Raw genomic sequence first — 15,375 nt, 5'->3', positions numbered from 1 at the left:
ATATTTGTGAAACGATAATAAGGGGTGGCATTTGCCACCCCTTTTGTTATGTAGTTAGCTTGCAACCCATGCGTCAGCGAATTCAATAGTTTCAAATACTTGTATCTCTGCATCTACAAAGAAACGGTTTATCCATGCGCTCCATGTGAGCCAGGCTTCAGTGGTGATGATAGCGACTTTGTTAAATTCATGTGCATGCTCACGGCTGAAGCGTATTTCTTCCCAAACGACATCTATGGTGAAATCAAGCATGTCGCGTAAATCAATAACTAAATTAACTTTCCCCTGAAACTTGACGTCATACAGTATGTTGTTTTCAAATTCTTTGAAATCAGCGATGGTGAATTCGCCCAGAACGGTAGCATGCAGAATATTTTTATCGACTGTTATATTAATCATCTGAGTTTCCTAATAGTTGAAGAATTGCCGCCTGATTGCTTGGGGAAAAACATCTTTGTGCCGCCAAGCTAGCGGGTAACCAAATATAACGCAGATGCTCCCGTTCGGCTAGGGTTACGGTTACTGGTGCAGGCACAGTCAGGCTGAATACATGTTCCGTATTTTGTGTGATACCGGGTGCGTAACGGTGACGGAAGCGTGGGTAGATTTCATATTCATTGACGTAGTTCAGATCGTTCAGCTGATATAGGGCTGTGTCCAACCCTGTCTCTTCCGCAACTTCACGGATGGCGGTTTGTACTGGTGTTTCGTTTGCTTCCTGACTGCCCGTCACCGACTGCCACCAACCTGTATTATCTGCGCGTTCCAGCAATAATACTTGTAAATCTGGGGTGTGAATGACAACTAATACAGAAATGGGAGTTTTGTAGGGCATGGTGAAGCTCAGTAAGGTGAAATGCCTTACACCATATCAGGCGAGATAACAGCACGCAATACGTTTTGTTGTGTCGTGCCCCGAACGCGGTTGCTGATCCAGAGCAGGCCAGATTTTTTAATCGACATGTCGGTTTCTATTCCTGAGAGTAATAGCATGGCGGCTCGGCCAAAAGCTGGCTGGTGTCCAACCAGCATTACCGTGCCACCTGCATCCGGCCAACCAGCAGCCAGTAATAGCGACATGACATCAGCTTCTGGCGCAATGGATTTGTTGATAATGTAAGGGCGTTTGAGTGCATCTGCCGTTTGCAGTGCACGAATAGCGGGGCTGACCAGGATGCGTGTGTCATCAGGGATGCGTGCATTAATCCAGTCGGCCATGAGGTGCGCGTGTTTCGTCCCTTTGGCTGTGAGTTCGCGGGAAATGTCGGGGATACCGTCAACTGCGTCAGCATGACGCCATAATATCAAGTCCATGATTCTGCTCAAATCCGTCATCTTAGTCGGGAATTGTGACATGATTAAGACGAGGTGCTGATTTGGTTCTGATATAGCGCATAACCCCGTTGTGCTTTACTAACCGAATCTGGGGTGAGGGTGATAACTTGGCCGAGAGCTTGTGCGAGTTCAGTCAGTTGCTGTGCGTCACCGTGTTTGAGTTCAAGCTCAACTTCGCAGATAGGGGTTGCTTGCGCCAGACTTAGCACTTTACCTTGATCTAGTGCGACTTCAATTTTTGCACCATTAAAGTCGAGTAACCAAGTATCACGCCAAAAAACTGTTTGGAAAATGGGAGTGAGTTGATGCGTGAGCTCAGTGGTGAGTAATTGAGTGACAATCGGGTCGGTGAACAGGCTGGGTTGGGGATGCTGATCTGTGAGTTCGACTTCCCATTCTGGGCGACTGTGTAAGCCGTTAACGGCACCACCACCGATTTTGATGGTCTGTATCCAGCGGGTTCCAGCCAAGCGTACGCGCAGCGCAGCACGTTGTTGCATCAAGGTGAGTGCAGGCGTGTCATAATAAACACTGACCAGGCGTAATCGTTGTCGCTCAATTACGGATTGCAATAAGGGGTGTGCCACAAAACGAGCTGTGTCCGCAGGGTTGATATTTAATTTAAGTTCGATTTCCTGTGTCATGCTGTTGTCACAATGTTGTCATATCATCAAATTTATTTACTGCCAGTTTATATCATATGAGCGCACTTCCTACAGATCATTTTCTTAATCGAGAGTTAAGTTTATTAGCTTTTAATGAGCGGGTTTTGGCGCAAGCACAAGATAGCGCGATGCCCTTGTTGGAACGGCTGAAATTTATTTGTATTGTCAGCAGCAATATGGATGAATTTTTTGAAGTGCGTATGGCTGGATTAAAGGAACGTGCAGCAATTGATCCACATCAGACTTCTCCAGATGGAATGACGGCTAAACAGACTATACAGAGCGCAGAACCAAGAATTCGTGCTTTAGTGGATAGGCAGTATGAAGTACTCAATAGCGATATTTTGCCGCAGCTAGCAGAACAAGGTGTCCGCTTCTTACGTCGCAATCATTGGAATGAAGCGCAAGCTGACTGGGTACGTGAATTCTTTTTTCGTGAATTGATGCCAGTGCTAACGCCTATCGGTCTGGATCCATCTCATCCATTTCCGCGTGTACTGAACAAAAGCTTGAACTTTGCTGTGGAATTATCAGGACGTGATGCATTCGGGCGCAGTTCGGGTGCTGCTGTGGTTCAGGCACCGCGTTCATTGCCCAGGGTAATACGTATGCCTGAGGCAATAGCAGGGTGCGAATACGGATTCGTGTTCTTGTCGTCGATACTGCATGCTCATGTCAACGAGTTGTTTGTTGGTATGTGCGTAGAGGGCTGCTATCAATTCCGCGTCACGCGCAATTCTGAATTGTTCGTAGATGAAGAAGAAATTAAAAATCTGCGTGATGCGCTGAAGGGGGAGTTATCACAACGCAATTTTGGTGATGCAGTGCGTTTGGAAGTGGCTGATAGTTGTTCGGCTGAAATGATTAATTTCTTGTTACAACAGTTTAATCTGAAACATGAAGACTTATATCAGGTAAATGGTTTGGTGAACCTGGTGCGGCTTATGCAAATTCCTGATCAGGTTGACAGACCTGAATTGAAGTTTCAGCCTTATACGCCAGGCACACCTGCCGCTTTGGCAAAAACTGAAGATATGTTTGCCGTTATTCGTAAGGGCGATGTGCTGTTACATCATCCTTTCCAGAGCTTTCAGCCAGTGATAGATTTTATAACGCAGGCGGCGACAGACCCCAGCGTGCTTGCGATACGGCAAACGGTATATCGTACGGGTACAGACTCGAAATTGATGGAAGCACTGATGCGTGCAGCTCAGTCGGGTAAGGAAGTAACAGTGGTGGTTGAGTTGATGGCACGCTTTGACGAAGAAGCGAATATTGATTGGGCAGGGAAATTGGAACAAGCTGGTGCGCATGTGGTTTATGGGGTGGTAGGCTATAAAACGCATGCAAAAATGGCTCTGGTCGTGCGTCGCGAGCAAGGCGTATTGCGGCGTTATGTGCATTTGGGCACAGGTAATTATCATGTGCGTACCGCCAGGCTGTACACGGATTTTGGTTTATTTACCTGTCATGAAGGCATCTGCAATGATGTTAATGAGGTATTTACACAACTTACAGGTTTAGGTAGCGCAACCCACTTGCAACATTTATTACAATCGCCATTCAGCCTGCATAGCACCATGTTAACGCTGATACAACGTGAAATTGAACACGCTCGCGCTGGCAAGCCCGCTCGTATTTTTGCCAAAATGAATGCGCTGCTGGAACCTAAAGTGATACTGGCATTGTATGAAGCCTCACAGGCGGGCGTGGAAATAGATTTGGTTGTCCGTGGTGCGTGTGCTTTGAAACCTGGGCATGTAGGATTGTCGGAGAATATACGAGTGCGTTCAGTGATTGGTCGATTCTTGGAACATACCCGCATAACGTATTTCTTCAATGATGGTGCTGAGGATATTTATTTATCCAGTGCAGACTGGATGGATCGCAATTTCTTCCGTCGTATCGAGGTGGCTTTCCCAATACTGGATGCGCGTTTAAAGAAACGTGTGTTGCAAGAAGGTGTGAAACCATATTTGAAAGATAATATGCAGGCATGGGAAATGGATGAGATGGGTAACTACACCCTGCGTCGATCAAGACGTGCGCAGCCTTCTTCAGCGCAGTTGATGTTATTGGGCAGTCTGGCTAAATAGCGCCACCGCCTGATAAGAAAAAGCCCTGGGAATTTGTAATCCAGGGTTTTTTTACGGAAGTTAACCAAGCAAGGAATGCTTGGAGTACTACACTATTGCGTTAATGCCGCTTGCAAGAGTTCTGCCGTCAATTCATTTATATTCATTTCCCGACTTTTAGCCAGTGCATTTAATTGCGTTACTAGCTCGATATTGAGTTTGACTGCAAATGGCACCAGACCTTGAGCTTGATCCAGTTTGCGCTGTTCGCGGCGGTCAGGGACGGTGGCTGACAGTTCAGCGAAGCGTGCTGGCGTACCAGCCTGTTTCATTTGGCTGGCAATTTTAAGACCCTGGTTTTTGTAGAGGTCGGTTTTTTTCATGGTTTTCAGTGTGTCTAAATAGAAGTCAGCATTCTACCTGTGAACTGGATGTTATAATCTATGGTTTTACAAATTAGAATTTGTTGCCATTATGGATGCTGAACGCCTTAACCTTATCGATACCTCATTGACCGATTTAGCCCAACGTACTGTTGAACTTCGGAGGTATCTTTGACTTCGATACTAAATCTAACCGTTTAGAAGAAGTTAATGTCCTCGCTGAAGACCCCGCTATCTGGAATGACCCCAAGCGTGCGCAGGAATTAGGCCGCGAGAAAAAATCGCTGGAAAATGTAGTTCTAACGCTGCAAAGTCTGACGCAAGGTTTGCGTGATGGGCGCGATTTATTCGACATGGCACGCGAAGAAAATGACGACGAAACGCTGGAAGCTGTCGAAGCTGATGTGGCTGCATTGGCAGTTACTGTTGAAGGCATGGAATTCCGCCGCATGTTTGCTAATCCTATGGATCCCAATAACTGCTTTATCGATATTCAATCGGGAGCGGGCGGTACTGAGGCGTGTGACTGGGCTTCGATGTTGTTGCGTCAGTACTTGCGTTATTGCGAGCGTAAAGGCTTTAAGCCTGAAGTGCTGGAGGTTTCCGATGGCGACGTGGCAGGGGTGAAATCAGCCAGTATTAAAGTTGACGGCGAATATGCTTATGGCTTCTTGCGCACTGAAACGGGTGTGCATCGCCTGGTTCGCAAATCACCCTTTGATTCGTCTGGTGGTCGTCATACTTCTTTTGCCAGTGTGTTTGTATATCCTGAAGTCGATGACTCCATCGAAGTTGATATTAATCCTGCTGATTTGCGTATTGACACTTATCGCGCCAGCGGTGCGGGTGGTCAGCATATTAACAAAACTGACTCAGCGGTGCGGATTACGCATATTCCCACGGGAATTGTAGTGCAGTGTCAAAACGACAGGTCACAACACAAAAACCGTGCCGAAGCCATGTCCATGCTGAAGTCGCGGATGTACGAAGCCGAGCTGCGCAAGCGTCAGGCCGAGCAGGATAAGCTGGAAGCGGGTAAGTCCGATGTGGGCTGGGGGCATCAAATCCGCTCTTATGTACTGGATCAGTCGCGTATCAAGGATTTGCGCACCAGCGTTGAAATATCGAATACTCAAAAAGTCCTGGATGGTGATTTGGACGAATTTATTATAGCCAGTTTGAAACAAGGGGTTTAAGCATGACCGAGATCGTACAACAAGATGAAAATCAGCTGATTGCTGAGCGTCGTGCAAAATTGACTGCGCTGCGTGCGGCAGGGGTGGCTTTCCCGAATGATTTTGAGCGCAAGGATTACGCAGGCGATATTCATACACAATATGTTGCGCACAGCAAAGAGGCTTTGGAAGCTGAGCAGGTTCAGGTGCAATTTGCAGGCCGCATGATGTTAAAGCGTGTGATGGGCAAAGCCAGTTTTGCCACTTTACAAGACATGAGCGGGCAGTTGCAGATTTATGTCAGTAACGATAATGTTGGCGAAGATGTACATGGCGCTTTCAAACATTGGGATTTAGGCGACATCGTTGCGGCGACAGGCACGCTGTTCAGAACCAAAACTGGTGAGTTGACAGTGCAGGCTAAAAGCGTGCGTTTGATTACCAAGTCATTACGTCCCTTACCTGAAAAATTCCATGGTTTAACTGATCAGGAACAAAAATATCGTCAGCGTTATGTGGACTTGATGACGAATGTAGATTCGCGTAATGTGTTTCTGACCCGTTCTAAGATCGTGCAGGCAATACGTCAGTTCATGATTTCACATGGCTTCCTCGAAGTTGAAACACCTATGATGCATCCTATACCTGGTGGCGCGGCGGCTAAGCCATTCAAAACCCATCACAATGCACTGGATATGGAGCTGTTTTTACGCATCGCACCCGAACTGTATTTGAAGCGTCTAGTGGTTGGTGGTATGGAAAAGGTATTTGAAATTAATCGTAATTTCCGTAATGAAGGTTTGTCTACACGACATAATCCTGAATTTACCATGATGGAATTTTATGAAGCCTATCGTGATTATCGTTATTTGATGGACTTTACTGAATCCTTGTTACGTGAAGCGGCACGTGTTGCGACGGGTAGTGAGCAGGTGAGTTATAACGGTACGATAGTTGATTTGGGTAAGCCATTTGATCGTTTGACTATTACTCAGGCAATACAAAAATATAATCCTGAATATACTGATGCGCAACTGAATGACAGAGACTGGCTCATTAGCTGGTTTGAATCTCACAAGGGTAAATACCGTGCAACGGATGGCCTGGGTGGTTTGCAGCTGAGTTTCTTTGAAGAAACCACAGAGACGCTGCTGATACAGCCGACTTTCATCATAGATTATCCTGCCGAAGTCTCGCCATTGGCGCGTCGTTCCGATAGTCAGCCTGAAATTACCGAGCGTTTTGAGTTGTTCATGGTGGGTCGTGAATTGGCCAATGGCTTCTCTGAATTGAACGATGCTGAAGACCAGGCAGCGCGTTTCATGGAACAGGTCGCGCAAAAAGAAGCAGGTGATGAAGAGGCGATGCACTATGATGCAGACTACATTCGTGCGCTAGAATATGGCATGCCCCCAGCAGGTGGCTGTGGGATAGGTATCGATAGGCTGGTGATGTTGCTGACCGACAGCGCCAGCATACGCGACGTGGTGTTGTTCCCGCAGATGCGTCTGGAATAAAAGTAAAGTATTAATTGTTGGGCGCTGATTTATGGCGTCCAGCATTAAATATCATCCAGCTTACAATTTCCTGCACAATAATTCTAAACTGTGTCACTATCAGACTAAGTGCACACATTATCATCCTTCTCAAGGATAACTGCACCACGGCATTGCACTCATTACATAGAGTCAACTTCTTACTACATTTTTGCAAGACAGGATGGTAAGAAGAACTGATGCCTCTCACTTTCAAACAACTTATTTTTATATTCACTGGCAATTTGATGCTAGCAGCTAATTCAGCCTATGCTGTTGAGGATGTGTCTAGCACTTGTGATCCTGCAAAGCCTGGCATTACGGCACTGGCGCGGCATCCCGAAATATACAATGTCCATTTTGAAAATGACTTATTCAACGGCTCGGATCAGGGCTATACCAACGGTGTGAAATTGTCTTGGGTGTCTGCGAACCTGAGAGATTATGTGAGTGATCCCTGTTTGCCCTTATCGGTGAGACGCTTGAATAGACTGATTAATGGGATACACCCCACTGGTTATGCCACGCGTAATATGGTTGTGACATTAGGACAATCTATGTACACCCCGCTGGATAAAACACGCACTGATGTTATCCCTAATGATAGGCCATATGCAGGCTGGCTTTATCTGGGGTTGGGTTATAACGAGCGTGATGCCAGACAGATGGATACGATACAGGTCAATATTGGTATGGTTGGTCCAGCATCATTAGGTAAGCAAACTCAGGATTTCATTCACGATTTGCGTGATATCCCCCGTTTTAATGGCTGGGATAATCAATTGCATAACGAATTGGGTATACAAGTTGTCGCGGAGCGCAGGAAAAAAATATGGGTCAGCAATACCTGGCCACAAATTGATGCAATTACTCACTATGGTGGCAGTTTGGGTAATGTTGCAACCTATTTGAATACGGGTTTTGAGATACGCGCAGGTAATCGCTTACCTAACGATTTTGGTACTTCACCGATACATTCTGCGGGAGACAGCAACGCACCGCTGGAAGATATTGCTAAACGGCGTTTTTCTGCTGGTGGTTTGCTCGTGTTTTTATCCACAGATGCGCGACTGGTCGCAAGAGATATATTTTTGGACGGTAATACTTTCGCCGCGAGTCACAGTGTTGATAAAAAATATCTGGTAGGAAATGTCGCTGTAGGTGTGGCGTGGCAATGGCAAGGAGGGCAAATTACGTATGCGCATTACGTGAGTAGTAAGGAATTCATAACCCAGTCAACAAATCCTGGCTACGGTTCAATTACGCTTAGTCTCGAGTATTAACTCGTAGCCATAACATTGTCTATTAGCCTGGTCGTTTCTAAACGTGCTGCACCCAATATCATCCATGATGACGTTTCTAAGTTGGCAGGGTTGAGTTGCGTGTCACAGATGGCGATGTAATCGACTTGCCAGCCTTGCTTGATAAGTGCGTTACTGGCATTGAGTTGTAGCTGGGCATAATCACGTTCACCATCTTGCAAGGCCTGCTGAATGCGAGTCAGTTGTTGATACAAGGCAGGCGCAAGTGCACGCTCAGTTGGACTGAGGAAGCCATTGCGTGATGACAGGGCAAGCCCATCAGTAGCGCGTATGGTCTCGCCTGCAATGATCGTGATGGGCACAGCAAAGTCTTCCACCATGCCGCGGATAATAGTGAGCTGCTGGTAATCTTTTTTCCCAAATACGGCTATTGTAGGCTGGACTAATTGAAACAGTTTCATGACCACTGTTGCAACGCCTTCAAAGTGCCCTGGGCGATAAGCGCCACACAGAGTATTTGCGAGTGCGGGTGGTGTAATGAAATAGCGTTGTGGCTGAGGATACAGTTCTTCTACACTCGGTGCGAAGATGGCATCAATACCGATTGCGCTGAGTTTGGCAGCATCTGCTTCCAGTGTGCGTGGGTAACGCGTATAGTCCTCACCCGCACCAAACTGTAGTGGGTTGACGAAGATGCTGACGATAACGGTGGGTGCATGTTGCTGCGCAAGTTTAATTAACGCGAGATGACCTTCGTGTAAATTACCCATGGTGGGGACAAAGCTAACTTGATCGTGTTGCACACGCCAAGCATGCAGCTCAGCGACGGTATGTAAAATTTTCATTTGAAACTATGTTGTTCCGTGGGAAAGTTGGCAGTTTTAACAGCGTCAACGTAAGCAGTAACAGCCTCATGCAGGCTATTAGCAGATTGTAAAAAGTTATGGCTGAAGCGAGGCGGTTTGCCCAAGCCTAGCATGTCGTATAGTACGAGCACTTGCCCGTTGCAATCCACACCTGCACCTATACCTATAGTTGGAATAGCAATGCTGCTAGTGATTTGTGCTGCCAGTGTCGCAGGGATAGCTTCCAGCACGATCATAGCTGCGCCTGATGCTGCGAGTAATTCAGCATCGGCGATGAGTTGTTGCGCCGCTGCATCGGTTTTCCCCTGAACCTTGTAGCCACCCAGAGTATTGACTGATTGGGGTAATAAACCTAAATGCCCACACACAGGTATGCCACGCTGTGTTAGGAATGCGACCGTGCTGGCCATGACAGCGCCGCCTTCCAGCTTCACACAATGCGCACCTGCTGACATGAGCGCACTGGCAGAAATAAGCGCTTGTTCTGGACTGGCCTGGTAACTTCCAAATGGTAAATCGGTAATGATAAAAGTGTCGGGTGCACCAGCTGCAACTGCTCGCGTATGGTAAACCATATCCGTGAGCGTGACAGGCAGGGTAGAGCGCTGCCCTTGTATGACCATGCCCAGTGAGTCACCCACTAAAATAGCATCCACACCAGCATTAGCCATGAGGCTGGCAAAGCTGGCGTCATAGCAGGTGAGTACTGCGAGCTTTTCACCTTGTTGCGCACGTTGTTGTAGTGTAATGAGATTCGTCATAACGGCCTATCGTTCGCTAGGTTGCCAATTATCAGCAACCTTGTGTAAATCTTGATTTTGCACAGCTTGTAACCAGGTGCTGAGATGACCGCGTCCGGGTATCAATAAATCAGGCGCAATTTCTGCCAGTGGAACCAGAACGAATGCACGTTCGTGCATGCGTGGGTGCGGTAATGTCAAACCAGCTTCATGCTGCTGTGTATCATCATAAAGCAAAACATCCAAATCCAGAATACGTGGTGCATTTTGAAATGTACGTTCGCGTCCGAATTGATGCTCTACCTCAAGTACTGCGTTAAGTAGCTGTGCAGGTGTTAATTCGGTAGTGATGTGTGCGACAGCATTGATGAAGTCGGGTTGGTCTGCATAGCCTACAGGAGCAGTCAAGTAAAGCGATGAGCGCGCTAATAACTGGCTATTGGATAGTTTGTCCAATGCGTTAAATGCACGCAAAACCTGTTGCGCAGGGTTAGCTAAGTTACTTCCCAGTGCGATATACGCATGGGCGGGATTTTTATTCATGAGTGACGGCAATGGCAGGTTTTTTGGTGCGGCGGCGACGTTTTGGCTTGTTTGTGCTGACTGGTTCTGTGAGCAGCATGCTGGCACGTGTTTCCTCATCCGTCACGTGGAATGTGGTCCACCACTCAGCAAGTTCAGTGGCGATTTCTCCACTTTCAGCGCGTAGCAACAAAAAGTCATAACCTGCACGGAAGCGCGGATGGGTGAGCAAACGGTAGGGACGACTACCCGAACGCTGTTCGAAACGGGCTTGCAAGCTCCAGACTTCTTTCATCATGCCATCTAAACGGCGTGGTACTGCAAGACGATTACGTTGCTGATTCAGCGTGTCTTCCATGGCTTCATTAAAAGCGGGTATGGCAAGCTCGCCACGACTGAGTCGTTTTTGGTAATTGATTTGTAACTCATGCCACAGCAAACTGGCAAACAGGAAAGCAGGTGACACTGATTTGCCGGCTTGTAAACGCAGGTCAGTGTTATGCAATGCGGCATTAATAAAGCGTTTGCCGTGCTCTTGTTCGAGTATGGTGTCCAGCATGGGTAAAATGCCGTGATGCAAGCCTTCGGCACGTAATTGGTGTACGGCACGCAGGGCATGACCTGAAAGTAAAAGCTTGAGCATTTCATCAAACATGCGTGACGGCGGTACATTGCCGAGTAGTTCGGCGAGTTCGGCTATGGGTGCGCGCGTCGTTTCGTCAATATGAAAGTCCAGTTTAGCGGCAAAGCGGGCAGCACGCATCATACGTACTGGGTCTTCACGGTAACGGGTAGCGGGATCACCGATGATGCGCAGTATTTTGTTGTTAATGTCAGCCACGCCGCCACGGTAGTCCAGTATTTCCTCAGTGCTTGGGTCGTAATAGAGCGCATTCACAGTGAAATCACGGCGCTCTGCATCACTTTCCTGATCACCAAAGACGTTGTCTCTGACGATACGACCTGTGTCGTCGGTGATTTGCTTGGTGTCGTCTTCTTCCGTTGCTGCGCTGGCACGGAAAGTGGAAACTTCTATGGTGTCGTTGCCGCACATGACGTGAACCAAGCGGAAGCGTCGACCGATGATACGTGAACGACGGAACAGGTCACGTACTTGTTCTGGGGTGGCATTGGTGGCAACGTCAAAGTCTTTAGGGGTTTTTCCTATGAGTAAATCGCGCACCGCGCCACCAACGACAAATGCGCTGTAGCCAGCCTGTTGCAGTGTGTCAGTTACTTTAAGTGCACATGGCAAAATTTGTTCACGGGTCAGTTTGTGCTGGTTGACAGGGATGCGTAATAAGCGTGTTTTGGACTTTTTACCTAATACCCGATTGATGAATTTTTTAATCATGTGGATTTAATTGCGTAAGCTGATGCTAGGCCAGCCTAATTTGTTTGCATATGCTGCAAGCGTTGGGTCGGCATCGACTGCTACGGGATGGCTGACTAATTCCAACAAAGGCAGGTCATTGAGCGAGTCGCTATAAAACCAGCTTTCATTAAAATCTTTAAGCTGTTTGTTATGCGCGGCCAACCAGTCATTTAGACGCGTGATTTTGCCTTCACGGAAACTGGGTATTCCAGCAACCTTGCCCGTAAACTCACCATTGATTTGTTCAGGTTCTGTTGCGATTAAGTGTGGTATGCCAAATGCCTGCGCTATAGGCGCGGTGACAAAACTATTGGTTGCGGTGATGATGGCAACCATATCCGCATCGGCAAGCGCTTGCGTAACCAGATTGCGTGCCGCTGTGGTCATCATGGGCTTGATTTTGTCGTGCATAAAATCAGCATGCCATGCATTTAGTTGAGCGCGACTATGGAGTGCGAGTGGGCGAAGCTGGAAATCCAGAAACTCATGGATGTCCAGCGTGCCAGCTTTATATTGCTGATAAAACTGTTCGTTTTTGGTTTCATACAGATCACGGTCAACGATGCCACGAGCGATGAGAAATTGCCCCCATTCGTAATCTGAATCACCTGCCAGCAAGGTATTGTCTAGGTCAAATAGAACCAGCTTACTCATTAATTATAATTCCCAGAAACGCCACCAGGGTTTGGTTTTGTCAAAATTGCCAGCGATATATTTGCTTTTGGGGAAATTGAGCTTCAGAACCCGCAGCGCATCGTCACGTAAATCATTTGTGCCTAAAGCATCATATGAACGAACCATGATGGCTATGCCCAGTTCGTTAGCAGGTGCTTGTGGATAGGTTTTAAGTGCATATTGAGCGCGGTTTGCCGCAGCGACGTATGCGCCACGTTTGTAATAATATTGCGCAACGTGCACCTCATGCATAGCCAGCGCATCAATCAAATATTTCATCCGTGCAATAGCATCAGGTGTGTATTTGCTGTCTGGAAAGCGGGTCGATAGTTCTTGAAATGATGCATAGGAATTACTTGCAGAACGTGGATCGCGCTCTGTCATGTCCTGATCAGCAATGCGTGCGAAAAAGCTCTGATCTTCAGTAAAGTTGGATAGCCCTTTTAAATAGTAGGCATAATCAACATTGGGATGATTGGGGTGGAGCTTGATAAAACGGTCACAAGCGGCAACGGCAGACACCGGTTCATTGTCTTTGTAATATGCATAAGCGACTTCAAGCTGCGCCTGTTGTGAATAACGGCCATAAGGATAGCGCGCTTCCAGAGTCTCAAATAGCTTGATCGCTTTCTCATAACTACCTGAATTCAACATATCTTTGGCTTCAGCGTAGATTTTTTGAGCAGACCAATTTTTGGTTTCATCGTTGGTTGTGGGGGTGCTGCTGCAACCAGCTAACCCAACGAGCAGTAAAACAAGTAAAATTCGTTTCATGACATCTTCCGAAAAACAGTTAACAGATTATACATTAAACATGGATGCTGCTATCGAATTGGAAATTCCTTTTTCGAGTGGTGGTGTTCGTTTGGATAGTGCACTTGCATCGCTGATGCCAGATTACTCGCGTAGCCGTATCCAGGATTGGATTAAACAATCATTGGTTCAGGTCAATGGGCGGGTATTGGGCGTGAAGGATAAAGTCTGGGGTGGCGAGAAAGTTACGGTTCAACCAGAACCGCATCCAGCGGAATTACCCGCAGTGGCGGAAGATATTCCATTAGATATCATTTATGAAGATGATAGTATTTTGGTACTCAATAAACCAGTGGGTTTAGTGGTGCATCCTGGGAGTGGCAATTGGCAAGGCACATTGCTAAATGCATTGTTATTCTATTTCCCTGCAATTACCCATGTGCCACGGGCGGGTATCGTGCACCGGCTGGATAAAGATACCAGTGGTTTGATGGTCGTTGCCAAAACTTTGACCGCGCAAACACATTTGGTGAGGCAGTTACAGTCGCGCAGTGTGAAACGTGAATATTTGGCGGTAACGCATGGGGTGGTAGAGCATGATGGTGTGGTTGATGCGCCAATAGGGCGGCATCCTACGCAGCGTATCAAAATGGCGGTGGTGAGCAATGGTCGTGAGGCAGTAACTCGATATACGGTGTTACGTCGTTTTGCCAGACATAGCTTACTTCGATGTGCGCTAGAAACTGGACGTACGCATCAAATACGTGTGCACATGACATCGATAGGCTACCCATTAGTGGGTGACGCTACTTATCATCGTGGGCAGAATAGTGCGTTGTCATGTGTCCGGGATTTTCCGCGACAGGCATTGCATGCTACACAACTGGGTTTGGTACATCCTGTTACGGGTGAGGATATGGTATGGCAAGTAGATCCGCCTGCGGATTTTGCTGATTTGTTGATTTGTTTAGAAAGTGCCGAGTTGTTATGAAATATATTTACCCGGATTGGCCTGCGCCTGGTCAGGTTCAGGCTTTATCAACGTTGCGTGCCGAAGGGGTGAGTGTTGGCGTTTATCAGGGGCTAAATTTAGGTGACCATGTGGGCGATAGCATGGTTGATGTGGCGGAAAATCGTGCTTTGTTACGGGATGATTTGCCGAGTGAACCATGCTGGTTGCAGCAAGTGCATGGTACAACAGTGGCTTACGCAGATAATTTGCATGAGCGTGTCGCAGCGGATGCTTCTGTTGCAAATCATACTGATGTTGTTTGTGCCGTGTTGACCGCAGACTGTTTGCCTGTGTTGTTTTGCGCGCAAGATGGATCGGTAGTGGGAGCGGCTCATGCAGGTTGGCGTGGCTTGTTGGCGGGTGTGCTGGAAGAAACTGTCGCGGCAATGGCGCATCCAGCTGAGCAAATTATGGCCTGGATGGGTCCGGCAATAGGTCCAAATGCATTCGAGGTCGGCAGTGAAGTTAGAACAGCGTTTGTCGCAGATATGCCATCAGCCGCCAGTGCTTTTCAGGGAGCTGGGTCTAATAAGTGGCTGGCGGATATTTATGCATTAGCGCGATTACGTTTAAAACAAATGGGAATTACTCAAATTTATGGTGGCGAATTTTGCACCTATGGTGATGCAGAACGCTTTTATTCATACCGGCGTGATGGGGTGACTGGGCGTATGGCCAGTCTGATCTGGATTTCGGATGCGCGCGCAGCATAACGGTAAGATGTGCGCTTATCCCGTATAATCTCATTATGTTAGTTAGGTAGTTGGTTAGAGCGGGTTTGGTTGAAGGTTCAGCGCTGCAAGTTTGTTGTCGTACAGATAGAAGTAGGGCTAAGCTTGATCGTTACTGGTAGCATCTTCTTCTGCTTCACGAGCCATGCGCCGTAGTTTGCGTCCAGGTGTGTCCAGTAAATAGTAAACGACAGCCATTAACGCGCCACCGAAAATCAGCACCACCGCAGCTTGAATCCAGCTGCTGGCAGTAACGATCATCATAATCCAG

18 protein-coding genes are annotated in these 15,375 nt (G+C 47.3%); 6 read left to right on the top strand and 12 right to left on the bottom strand.

All coding sequences use genetic code 11. The features are described 5' to 3' along the window. Positions 1 to 54: 54 nt before the first annotated feature. The 4 genes from SFSGTM_RS10190 to SFSGTM_RS10175 are packed head-to-tail and all read right to left on the bottom strand — an operon-like array spanning position 55 to position 1,979. Complete coding sequence (locus SFSGTM_RS10190) at positions 55 to 399, bottom strand: SpoIIAA family protein (protein WP_162085070.1); 345 nt, start codon at positions 397 to 399, stop codon at positions 55 to 57. Then, positions 392 to 835: a dihydroneopterin triphosphate diphosphatase gene (gene nudB, locus SFSGTM_RS10185; protein ID WP_162085069.1), complete on the bottom strand. Its 444-nt coding sequence runs from the start codon at positions 833 to 835 to the stop codon at positions 392 to 394. The genes SFSGTM_RS10190 and nudB overlap by 8 nt, the downstream gene beginning before the upstream one ends. A gap of 26 nt (positions 836 to 861) precedes the next feature. Then, positions 862 to 1,314 carry a SixA phosphatase family protein gene (locus tag SFSGTM_RS10180; RefSeq protein WP_162085068.1) on the bottom strand — a complete coding sequence of 151 codons (453 nt, stop codon included), beginning with the start codon at positions 1,312 to 1,314 and terminating at the stop codon, positions 862 to 864. 44 nt (positions 1,315 to 1,358) lie between these two features. Further along, the gene (locus tag SFSGTM_RS10175) at positions 1,359 to 1,979 is read right to left on the bottom strand and encodes a CYTH domain-containing protein (protein WP_162085067.1); all 621 of its coding nucleotides are present in this window, start codon (positions 1,977 to 1,979) and stop codon (positions 1,359 to 1,361) included. A 56-nt stretch (positions 1,980 to 2,035) separates the two neighbouring features. On the opposite strand from SFSGTM_RS10175, the gene ppk1 reads away from it, so the two are divergent. Continuing rightward, positions 2,036 to 4,096 carry a polyphosphate kinase 1 gene (gene ppk1, locus SFSGTM_RS10170; RefSeq protein WP_162085066.1) on the top strand — a complete coding sequence of 687 codons (2,061 nt, stop codon included), beginning with the start codon at positions 2,036 to 2,038 and terminating at the stop codon, positions 4,094 to 4,096. A 92-nt stretch (positions 4,097 to 4,188) separates the two neighbouring features. Here ppk1 and SFSGTM_RS10165 read toward each other — a convergent pair whose 3' ends face one another. Next, positions 4,189 to 4,458: a hypothetical protein gene (locus tag SFSGTM_RS10165; protein ID WP_162085065.1), complete on the bottom strand. Its 270-nt coding sequence runs from the start codon at positions 4,456 to 4,458 to the stop codon at positions 4,189 to 4,191. 91 nt (positions 4,459 to 4,549) lie between these two features. Here SFSGTM_RS10165 and prfB point away from each other — a divergent pair. From prfB to SFSGTM_RS10150, 3 genes are all read left to right on the top strand, one after another. After that, positions 4,550 to 5,654, top strand: a protein-coding gene (prfB, locus tag SFSGTM_RS10160) for a peptide chain release factor 2 (protein ID WP_162085064.1) whose coding sequence is annotated in 2 segments (ribosomal slippage) — positions 4,550 to 4,630 and positions 4,632 to 5,654 — 1,104 coding nt in all. Because the reading frame shifts where the segments join, the coding sequence is not laid out codon by codon here. 2 nt (positions 5,655 to 5,656) lie between these two features. Beyond that, positions 5,657 to 7,150, top strand: a complete 1,494-nt coding sequence (gene lysS, locus SFSGTM_RS10155) for a lysine--tRNA ligase (RefSeq protein WP_162085063.1) — start codon at positions 5,657 to 5,659, stop codon at positions 7,148 to 7,150. Positions 7,151 to 7,416: 266 nt separating this feature from the next. Then, a complete protein-coding gene (locus SFSGTM_RS10150) occupies positions 7,417 to 8,451 on the top strand; it encodes a lipid A deacylase LpxR family protein (RefSeq protein ID WP_198420542.1) in 1,035 nt (344 codons plus the stop codon). Here the strand turns inward: SFSGTM_RS10150 and panC are convergent. The 6 genes from panC to SFSGTM_RS10120 are packed head-to-tail and all read right to left on the bottom strand — an operon-like array spanning position 8,448 to position 13,382. Then, a complete protein-coding gene (gene panC, locus SFSGTM_RS10145; RefSeq protein WP_162085061.1) occupies positions 8,448 to 9,275 on the bottom strand; it encodes a pantoate--beta-alanine ligase in 828 nt (275 codons plus the stop codon). The genes SFSGTM_RS10150 and panC overlap by 4 nt on opposite strands. Further along, positions 9,272 to 10,057: a 3-methyl-2-oxobutanoate hydroxymethyltransferase gene (panB, locus tag SFSGTM_RS10140; protein WP_162085060.1), complete on the bottom strand. Its 786-nt coding sequence runs from the start codon at positions 10,055 to 10,057 to the stop codon at positions 9,272 to 9,274. Before panB ends, panC begins: the two co-directional genes overlap by 4 nt. 6 nt (positions 10,058 to 10,063) lie before the next feature. Beyond that, positions 10,064 to 10,579 (bottom strand): 2-amino-4-hydroxy-6-hydroxymethyldihydropteridine diphosphokinase, encoded by a 516-nt coding sequence (gene folK / locus SFSGTM_RS10135; RefSeq protein WP_162085059.1) that lies wholly within the window; start codon positions 10,577 to 10,579, stop codon positions 10,064 to 10,066. Further along, positions 10,572 to 11,912 carry a polynucleotide adenylyltransferase PcnB gene (gene pcnB / locus SFSGTM_RS10130; protein WP_162085058.1) on the bottom strand — a complete coding sequence of 447 codons (1,341 nt, stop codon included), beginning with the start codon at positions 11,910 to 11,912 and terminating at the stop codon, positions 10,572 to 10,574. The genes folK and pcnB overlap by 8 nt, the downstream gene beginning before the upstream one ends. Positions 11,913 to 11,918: 6 nt before the next feature. Then, positions 11,919 to 12,587: a histidinol-phosphatase gene (locus tag SFSGTM_RS10125; RefSeq protein ID WP_162085057.1), complete on the bottom strand. Its 669-nt coding sequence runs from the start codon at positions 12,585 to 12,587 to the stop codon at positions 11,919 to 11,921. A gap of 3 nt (positions 12,588 to 12,590) precedes the next feature. Then, on the bottom strand, positions 12,591 to 13,382 hold the full coding sequence (locus tag SFSGTM_RS10120) for an outer membrane protein assembly factor BamD (protein ID WP_162085056.1): 792 nt from the start codon (positions 13,380 to 13,382) through the stop codon (positions 12,591 to 12,593). Between SFSGTM_RS10120 and rluD the strand changes: the two genes are divergently transcribed. Continuing rightward, on the top strand, positions 13,381 to 14,352 hold the full coding sequence (gene rluD / locus SFSGTM_RS10115) for a 23S rRNA pseudouridine(1911/1915/1917) synthase RluD (protein ID WP_162085055.1): 972 nt from the start codon (positions 13,381 to 13,383) through the stop codon (positions 14,350 to 14,352). The two genes, SFSGTM_RS10120 and rluD, sit on opposite strands and share 2 nt — an antisense overlap. Further along, the gene (gene pgeF / locus SFSGTM_RS10110) at positions 14,349 to 15,086 is read left to right on the top strand and encodes a peptidoglycan editing factor PgeF (protein WP_162085054.1); all 738 of its coding nucleotides are present in this window, start codon (positions 14,349 to 14,351) and stop codon (positions 15,084 to 15,086) included. The genes rluD and pgeF overlap by 4 nt, the downstream gene beginning before the upstream one ends. A gap of 117 nt (positions 15,087 to 15,203) precedes the next feature. On the opposite strand, the gene SFSGTM_RS10105 is transcribed toward pgeF, so the two are convergent. Continuing rightward, positions 15,204 to 15,368, bottom strand: a complete 165-nt coding sequence (locus SFSGTM_RS10105) for a hypothetical protein (RefSeq protein WP_162085053.1) — start codon at positions 15,366 to 15,368, stop codon at positions 15,204 to 15,206. Positions 15,369 to 15,375: the final 7 nt, after the last annotated feature.

Source organism: Sulfuriferula nivalis (genome assembly GCF_009937995.1).
GTDB lineage: Bacteria > Pseudomonadota > Gammaproteobacteria > Burkholderiales > Sulfuriferulaceae > Sulfuriferula > Sulfuriferula nivalis.
Note: the sequence above shows the minus strand (reverse complement) of the source record. Positions and strands in the feature narration are given on the sequence as shown.

Excerpts from the sequence above, each read along its gene's own strand:
- SFSGTM_RS10190 (WP_162085070.1), bottom strand. The coding sequence starts at position 399 with ATGATTAATATAACAGTCGATAAAAATATTCTGCATGCTACCGTTCTG.
- nudB (WP_162085069.1), bottom strand. The coding sequence starts at position 835 with ATGCCCTACAAAACTCCCATTTCTGTATTAGTTGTCATTCACACCCCA.
- SFSGTM_RS10180 (WP_162085068.1), bottom strand. The coding sequence starts at position 1,314 with ATGGACTTGATATTATGGCGTCATGCTGACGCAGTTGACGGTATCCCC.
- SFSGTM_RS10175 (WP_162085067.1), bottom strand. The coding sequence starts at position 1,979 with ATGACACAGGAAATCGAACTTAAATTAAATATCAACCCTGCGGACACA.
- ppk1 (WP_162085066.1), top strand. The coding sequence starts at position 2,036 with ATGAGCGCACTTCCTACAGATCATTTTCTTAATCGAGAGTTAAGTTTA.
- SFSGTM_RS10165 (WP_162085065.1), bottom strand. The coding sequence starts at position 4,458 with ATGAAAAAAACCGACCTCTACAAAAACCAGGGTCTTAAAATTGCCAGC.
- lysS (WP_162085063.1), top strand. The coding sequence starts at position 5,657 with ATGACCGAGATCGTACAACAAGATGAAAATCAGCTGATTGCTGAGCGT.
- SFSGTM_RS10150 (WP_198420542.1), top strand. The coding sequence starts at position 7,417 with ATGCTAGCAGCTAATTCAGCCTATGCTGTTGAGGATGTGTCTAGCACT.
- panC (WP_162085061.1), bottom strand. The coding sequence starts at position 9,275 with ATGAAAATTTTACATACCGTCGCTGAGCTGCATGCTTGGCGTGTGCAA.
- panB (WP_162085060.1), bottom strand. The coding sequence starts at position 10,057 with ATGACGAATCTCATTACACTACAACAACGTGCGCAACAAGGTGAAAAG.
- folK (WP_162085059.1), bottom strand. The coding sequence starts at position 10,579 with ATGAATAAAAATCCCGCCCATGCGTATATCGCACTGGGAAGTAACTTA.
- pcnB (WP_162085058.1), bottom strand. The coding sequence starts at position 11,912 with ATGATTAAAAAATTCATCAATCGGGTATTAGGTAAAAAGTCCAAAACA.
- SFSGTM_RS10125 (WP_162085057.1), bottom strand. The coding sequence starts at position 12,587 with ATGAGTAAGCTGGTTCTATTTGACCTAGACAATACCTTGCTGGCAGGT.
- rluD (WP_162085055.1), top strand. The coding sequence starts at position 13,381 with ATGACATCTTCCGAAAAACAGTTAACAGATTATACATTAAACATGGAT.
- SFSGTM_RS10120 (WP_162085056.1), bottom strand. The coding sequence starts at position 13,382 with ATGAAACGAATTTTACTTGTTTTACTGCTCGTTGGGTTAGCTGGTTGC.
- pgeF (WP_162085054.1), top strand. The coding sequence starts at position 14,349 with ATGAAATATATTTACCCGGATTGGCCTGCGCCTGGTCAGGTTCAGGCT.
- SFSGTM_RS10105 (WP_162085053.1), bottom strand. The coding sequence starts at position 15,368 with ATGATGATCGTTACTGCCAGCAGCTGGATTCAAGCTGCGGTGGTGCTG.